Annotated in this window: 6 protein-coding genes; 2 read left to right on the top strand and 4 right to left on the bottom strand. The window is 66.7% G+C overall.

Translation table 11 applies throughout. The annotated features are described in order from the left end of the window. Both A985_RS24110 and A985_RS0103965 read left to right on the top strand, forming a co-directional pair. Window positions 1–535 (top strand): DUF1439 domain-containing protein (locus A985_RS24110; RefSeq protein WP_232424511.1); only part of this gene is annotated, 535 nt, incomplete at its 5' end. Window positions 536–622: 87 nt separating this feature from the next. Then, window positions 623–1,465, top strand: a complete 843-nt coding sequence (locus A985_RS0103965; protein WP_017232116.1) for an undecaprenyl-diphosphate phosphatase — start codon at window positions 623–625, stop codon at window positions 1,463–1,465. 48 nt (window positions 1,466–1,513) lie between these two features. On the opposite strand, the gene trmB is transcribed toward A985_RS0103965, so the two are convergent. The 4 genes from trmB to A985_RS0103945 all read right to left on the bottom strand — a co-directional run. Next, complete coding sequence (gene trmB / locus A985_RS0103960; protein WP_157211340.1) at window positions 1,514–2,314, bottom strand: tRNA (guanosine(46)-N7)-methyltransferase TrmB; 801 nt, start codon at window positions 2,312–2,314, stop codon at window positions 1,514–1,516. A gap of 286 nt (window positions 2,315–2,600) precedes the next feature. Further along, window positions 2,601–3,473 (bottom strand): DUF2894 domain-containing protein, encoded by an 873-nt coding sequence (locus A985_RS24105; protein ID WP_017232114.1) that lies wholly within the window; start codon window positions 3,471–3,473, stop codon window positions 2,601–2,603. Next, window positions 3,466–4,134, bottom strand: coding sequence for an OmpA family protein (locus A985_RS0103950; protein WP_017232113.1), 669 nt, complete (start codon window positions 4,132–4,134; stop codon window positions 3,466–3,468). The genes A985_RS24105 and A985_RS0103950 overlap by 8 nt, the downstream gene beginning before the upstream one ends. After that, on the bottom strand, window positions 4,131–7,079 hold a 2,949-nt coding region (locus A985_RS0103945), incomplete at its 5' end, for a DUF802 domain-containing protein (protein WP_017232112.1). The genes A985_RS0103950 and A985_RS0103945, both read right to left, overlap by 4 nt.

The raw sequence follows: 7,079 nt of genomic DNA, 5'->3' as shown, positions 1-7,079 counted from the left end.
GGCGCTGGCGGGCGCGACGGCGCTCGCCGCAGGGCTGAGCGCCTGCGCGGGGTTGCCTTTCGGCAACGACTACACCTTCTCCGAAAGCCAGTTGCAGCGCGCGCTCGACCGGAAATTTCCGTTCGACCGTCGCGTGCTGGCGGTGCTCGACGTGAACCTCTCGCATCCGCGTCTGACCTTGTTGCCGGCACGCAATCGTCTGGCGGTGTCCGTCGACGCGACGGTGACGCACCCGTTCGGTGGTGCGCCGCTCACCGGCACGCTCGCCATCGAGAGTGCGCTGGCGTACGACCCGGCGACGATGTCGGTCGTGCTGCGCGATCCGGAGGTGGAGACGTTCACGGTCGACGGTCTGCCCGAACGCTGGTCGCGTCAATTGAACGCCGCCGGGGCATTGATCGCGACGCAATGGCTGCAGGGCGCGCCGCTTTACACGTTCAAGCCCGAGCAACTGAACATCGGCGGCGTGGCGCGACAGCCGGGCGCGATCACCGTGCGCTCACATGGCGTGAACGTCAAACTCGATGCGCGTTGACGCGGTCCGTCCGACGCGGCCTGGCGCATCGCTCTCGCTTCCCGTATTCCCCTATTCGCAATTCGCACCTTCTCAGGAACTCATTGCATGGACTTGTTGCTGGCGTTCAAAGCCCTCATTCTCGGTGTCGTGGAAGGTCTGACCGAATTTTTGCCGATCTCCTCGACCGGGCACCTGATTCTGGCGGGCAGCCTGCTCGACTTCAACGACGAGAAGGGCAAGGTCTTCGAAATCGTGATTCAGTTCGGCGCCATTCTCGCGGTGTGCTGGGAGTATCGCGAGAAGATCGCACAGGTCGTGGCCGGCCTCGGCAGCGATGCCAAGGCGCGCCGCTTCGCGGTGAACGTGATCGTCGCGTGCCTGCCCGCCATCGGGCTCGGCCTGTGGCTCGGCAAGCACATCAAGGCCGCGCTGTTCAACCCCACCGTGGTCGCCACGGCGTTTATCGTCGGTGGCGTGGTCATCCTGCTGGTCGAGCGGCATAACCGTCGCAACGCCGAAGCGGGCAAGCGCCCGCGCGTGAATTCGATGGACGACCTGTCAGTCGTCGACGCCCTGAAAGTCGGCCTCGCGCAATGTCTCGCGCTCGTGCCGGGCACGTCGCGCTCTGGGGCGACGATCATCGGCGGCATGATGTTCGGGCTTGAGCGCAAGGTGGCGACCGAGTTCTCGTTCTTCCTCGCCATCCCGATCCTGTTCGGCGCGACCGTCTACGAACTCTACAAGGCGCGCGCGACGCTCTCGGTCGACGACTTCAGCCTGTTCGGCATTGGCTTCATTGCCGCCTTCATCAGCGCCTTCATTTGTGTGCGCTGGCTGCTGCGCTACATCGCGTCGCACGACTTCACGGCGTTCGCGTGGTATCGCATCGTGTTCGGTCTCGTGGTGCTGGCGACGGGCTACAGCGGATGGGTGGTCTGGGCCGACTAAAAAAATGGGGCACCGCGTGGTGCCCCTTGTCGTCTCTGGCGACGCGTCTCAGCCGCGTTTGCGGAACACGAGATCCCACACGCCGTGACCGAGGCGCAGGCCGCGATTCTCGAACTTCGTCACTGGACGATAGTCGGGACGCGGTGCATAGTCGGCCGCCGTGTTTTCAAGCGTGGGTTCGCCGCCGAGCACTTCGAGCATCTGCTCGGCATATTCCTGCCAGTCCGTTGCGCAGTGCAGGTAGCCGCCTGGCTTCAGGCGCGACGCGAGCAGCGCCACGAACGGCGGCTGCAGCAGGCGGCGCTTGTGGTGGCGCTTCTTGTGCCACGGATCGGGGAAGAAAACGTGCACGCCGTCCAGCGAGCCTTCGGGCAGCATGTGCTGCACGACTTCCACGGCATCGTGCGCAATGATGCGTACGTTCGACAAGGGCGTTTCGCCGATGCGCTTGAGCAATGCGCCCACGCCCGGCTCGTGCACCTCAACGCCAAGGAAATCGTCGTCCGGACGCAGCTTGGCAATGTACGCCGTGCCGTCTCCCATGCCGAAGCCGATCTCGAGAATGCGAGGCGCATCGGCGCGCGCGAAGGCGGCGGGCCAGTCGAGCGGCTCAGGCGCGTAGGGCAGCAGGAACTGCGGGCCGAGGACGTCGAACGCGCGCTTTTGCGCCTCGGAGCTGCGCCCTGCGCGACGCACGAAGCTGCGAATGCGGCGCGGGTGCGCCACGTCGTTCGGATCGACGTGCGTGTCGTCGTTGCCCGTGGCATTGGATTGCGACGCGCCCAAGTCGGCGTCGTCGTCGTGGGCCGGTGGCGCGTCGTCAGCCGGCGGTTGTCCGTGGTTCGTCATGGAAACAAAAAGCCGTCTGGGCGACGGCTTGTCGAGGAATGCTGCGGCGGGCGGCACATCCGGCATTGCGGCCTGAGTCGGCACCCAACACGATGATTTTTCGAAAGTTTTTCCCGTGCCATGGCGGCGGGAACGGGCCCGATTATCTCCCGGAACGTCCTTCACTGGCAAGTTGACGTCGTGCACAAGCCAGGCAAGCGGCCCGCAATGAGCGTAGACGCATGGCACGAGGGCCCGGAATCTGTGCCTGCGAGGGCAACCGACGCGGGCTATGTCCGCGCAGGCGTTAGCGCGTCTTCGTGCGCGACGGCTTGGCCGCCACGCGAGCCGCCGGCTTGTTGCCAAGCACGCCGGTGGTCTCCATATCTTCGAGCCAGGAGAGCGCGTCGGCGTGGCGCAGGAAGTGCCGCAGATAGTCGGGCGAGATGTCGTGCATCAGCGACAGTGCGCGGTGCACCAGATGACTGGAGTTGAACGGTCCGGCGTTCTCCGGCACCTGGGCAAGCGACTGACGCAGATTGCCGTCGGTGCTCACTTTCGACCACGTCTCGCGGAAATATTCGAGGACGTCGAGGTCGTCGAAGGCATCTTCAGTGGCGATGACCGTCGGTGTAAGCGCCACGGGGGCGGGCGGCGCGACGGGGCGTTTCGGCAGTGCGGTGGTCCCGCTGACCGGCTGAACGGTATCGGTGGTGCTGGTGCTGGAGCCATCGCGCAGCGTCTGGCCTGGCGGCGTTGCGGCTTTAACGGTGTGAGACGTCGTCGGCGGCGCGGACCGTTCACGGGTGGGGGCCACGCGTTGCGCAATGCTCGCCGTCAATTCCGCAAGCGGTGAGGCGAGACATTGTGTCGTCGGGGCGGCCGCATCGGCGGATGCGGGCGATGCGGGTGATGCGTCAGATGCGTCAGATTCGGCGCCGGCCGCGCCAAGCGACTGCGTAAACGCGTCGACGAGTGCCGTCAAACGTTCGTCGAGCACGCGTCGCACGTCGCCACGAAAGGCACGGCTGCGCAGCGCCAACGCTTCGATGCGATGAAAGCGCACCGGGTCGCGTTTGTCGGCCCCGTGCGCCCGCCATGCGGCGAGTTGCTCGGACAATGTGTCCGTTGCCTCGTGCGCTTGCGCGGCGCCAGCCTCGGCGGGCATCGCGTCACGCATGGGGCTTGCCCGCGTTGCTGGCGCTGCTGCGTGGCATCGGCGCGATCTCCACGCGGCGGTTCTTCGCGCGACCGGCCTCGTCGCGGTTCGACGTAACGGGCTGTTCCGAACCAAACGCCGCGGAGAAGACCGACGATGGCGGCACACCCGCGGCGATCAATTCGCGCGTCACGGTGAGCGCACGCTGGGCCGACAACTCCCAGTTATCGGCAAATCGCCGGTTCGTTTCGCGCACCTGTTGATCGTCGGTGAAGCCGCTGACCATGAGAATCTCGTCGCTCGCTCGGAGATAGGCGGCCAGCGGGGTGGCCAGGCTACGCAGCACTTCACGCCCCTGCGGTTGCAACTGGTCCGAGTTCAGCGCGAAAAGCACATTGCCGCTGATGCCGATACGACCGTTCACCAGTGTGACGCGCCCGCCTGCGAGGGGGCCGGCCAGCGCTTTCTCGAGCGTCTCGCGGCGTTGCGTTTCGGCCCGGCGCTCCTTCACTTCACGATCGAGCTTGGCGGAGAGTTCGATCTGCACGCCGATCACACCGAGCATGATGAGCACGAACGCGCCGAGCATCACCGACATCAGGTCGCCGAAGACGGCCCATGTCGGCGCTGCCGCACCGACCTCGCCGCTGTCCCCGATGTCCGCGTCGAAATCGTCTCTCATGCTGCCGCGCTACCCGGTTGTGAGCGCGTTTGCGCCAGTTCCTGAAGGTTTTCGAGGATCTGCTTTTGCGACATCACGCTCAGCTCCACGACTTCGCGTGCCTGCGCAACGTAGTAGCCGAGTTGTTCGTCGCTGCGCGCCATCGACTTGTCGAGCGCGGCTTCGATGCGTTGCAGATGGTCGAGCAGTTGCGCGTTCGATTCGCCGAACGATTGCACGGCGGCGCCGAAAGCGTCGCCCAGGCTCGCGATTTCCACCGCGCTGCCGGTGACCTGCGCCGACGCGGCGGTGAGCTTCTCCGTTTGCGCGGCGATGGCGTCGCCCAGATGCGTGCCGGCACGTTCGAGCAGTTGTGCGGACGTCGTCACCAGGTCGTCGACCGCGGCGCGTTGCTCGTTGCCCGCGTGCTTGACGGTGTCGAGAAGCGTGCCCAGCGTGTCGAGCAGACGCGAGCGCTCTTCGAGCATGGCATTGTCGCGCACCATGCTGTCCGAGAGTTTCTGGCGCAGCTCGCCAATGATCTCGGCGGCGGCCTTCGGCGCCTCGGACGCGGTCTGCACCAGACGCGAAATTTCGGCGAGCGTGTCGCTGGCGTGGGCGCGCGTCTGTTCGGACATCTCCAGTGCGGTGCGCGCGAGCGTGTCGCAGATGGCCTGTTGCTGGCTGGCGCTGTGCTCACCGACCTGCTGCCATTCCGAGCGCAGCGTGGCGAGCGTGCCTTCGAGCGTTTGCGTCCACGCCGACAGGCGTTGCGTTTCGCGCTCGGCCGTGGCGTCGTGATGGGCCGCGTTGGCTTCCTGAAGCGCTTGCAGCAATGACGCGCTGTGGTCCGTGAAGACGCTGGTCGTCGCGGCCACGAGTTGCTGGTTGCCGTCGGCCAGCCGTTCGCTCGTGCGCGCGTGCTCCGCGATCGCGTCGCGCCACGTTTGCGCGACGTGGGTCGACGTTGCATCCATCTGCGCCGAGACGCTTTGCAGCAATTGCGACGCGCGTGCCTCGAAGGTGTCCGCAAAGCGGGTAAGCGCGCTCGCCAGATCGCGGGCGAGTGCGTCGTTGGCGGACTGTTGCGCGGTGAGGGCTTGCTTCCACTCGCCGGACGCGACGCTGGCCGTCTCCGACACGCTGTGCATCGCGCCTTCCGTGCGCAGGCTCACGCCATCGATCAGGTGGGCCGAGCGTTGCTCGAAGGTGTCGGTGAAGCGCGCGAGTGCGGCGCCGAGTTCGGTATTCAGGGCGGCGTTGGCTTGCTGTTGCAGCGCGATCGATTGATCCCACGCCTGGGCGACGCGCTCGTGCGCGCCGCTGACGTTTCCGCTGGCGGCGTCGAGCTTGGCGGCCACGTCGCCGAGCAAGGCCGTGGAGCGGGCTTCGAACGTCTGGGCGAAGCTTTCCAGCGCAGTGCCGAGGTCTTGCGTCAGGGCGTTGTGCGAACGCTGCTGCTGGGCGAGGGCTTGCTCCCATGCCTGGGCGACGGTCGTCTGCGCCGTGGCGATGCTGCCGGTCGCATTGTCGAGACGCGAGGCGACATTGGCCAGCAGGTCGGTGGAGCGGGTCTCGAAGGTCTGGGCGAATTGCGCAAGCGTAGCGCCGAGATCCCTGGCGAGCGCATCGTTGGTCTGATGCTGTGCCGCGAGCGAGGTTTCCCACGTTTGCGCAACGCCGGCGTGCGAGGCGCTCACTTGCCCGGCTGTGGTTTCGAGACGCGTGGCGACTTCGTCGACGAGTTTGGCCGAACGGGCCTCGAAGGTTTGTGCGAACTGGGCCAGTGCGCTGCCGAGTTCCTTGGCGAGGGCATCGTTGGTGCGCTGCTGCGCGGCGAGCGACGTCTCCCACGTTTGCGCAACACCCGCATGCGCGGCGCTGACGTGTCCGGTCACGGTTTCGAGCCGGGCGGCGACGTCGTCGACCAGTCGGGATGAGCGCGTCTCGAACGTTTGCGTGAATTCGCCCAGCGCGGCGCGCAGATCGGTGGCAAGCGATGCATTGGTGCGCAACTGAGCGTCGAGCGAATCCGTCCAGACATTTGCCACGCGGGCGGTGGTGGCCTCGAAGCGATCCGACAGACCGTCCATTCGATCCTGCATGGCGGTGGACACGGTCTGGTGCCACGAGGCCGACTCGCGCGCGAGGCTGGCCATCGTCGCCTCGACCTCGGGGCGGATGGCGGCACTGGCCGCGTTGGCCGTCGTTGCCACGCTGTCCTTCAGGTACTGCTGCATGGCGTTGGTGAGTTGCGCGTATGAGGCGTCGGTCTTGGCGTGCAGGGCGTCTTGATTCGCGACGAGCCGTTCGCCAAGCGACTGACTCTGGCGCTCCATGGCGGCCATCATGTCTTGCAGACGGTCGACGAGGGCGGGCATGACCGTCGCCTGCTGTTGAAGCAATTGCAGCGTGGTGTCGCGCTGATGCTGTCGCGAGAAGCCGCGCAGCGTCGTGACGATGCGCGCGTCGAGCGATTGCACGACCTGGGCGCGTTGCTTGCGGGCGAGCGCGGCGAGCAGGCCGAGCATCGCGGACGTGGCGACCCCGGCCACCGACGTGCCGAACGCAAAGCCGAGGCCTCGGACGGGCGACGCGAGCGAGGCGCGGATGGCTTCGAGATCGGTGGCGCCTTCGAGCGCGAGACCGGTGCCGCGCAGGGTGGCGGCCATGCCGAGGAAGGTGCCGAGCATGCCGAGCAGCACGAGCAAGCCGACCAGATAGGGCGTGAGGGCGGGGCCGGGCAGGCCGACGCGTTCCCCTTCGACGCGCAGACGCACGGCGGTGCGCAGGCCGGCGGGCAGCGTGTCGAGCCACGACGGCAGCGACGCGGGGGGGGAATTCAGGCCGGAGACGGCGTTGGCGAGAGCGTCCGTGGCTTGATGGAAGCGTTTGAGTTCGAGGGCGCCGAAGAGATAGACGGCGGCGATGAGCAGGGCGACGGCCAGCGCGAGCGGGTTGGTGCC

The organism is Pandoraea sp. B-6, assembly GCF_000282835.1.
Lineage (GTDB): Bacteria > Pseudomonadota > Gammaproteobacteria > Burkholderiales > Burkholderiaceae > Pandoraea > Pandoraea cepalis.
Note: the sequence above shows the minus strand (reverse complement) of the source record. Positions and strands in the feature narration are given on the sequence as shown.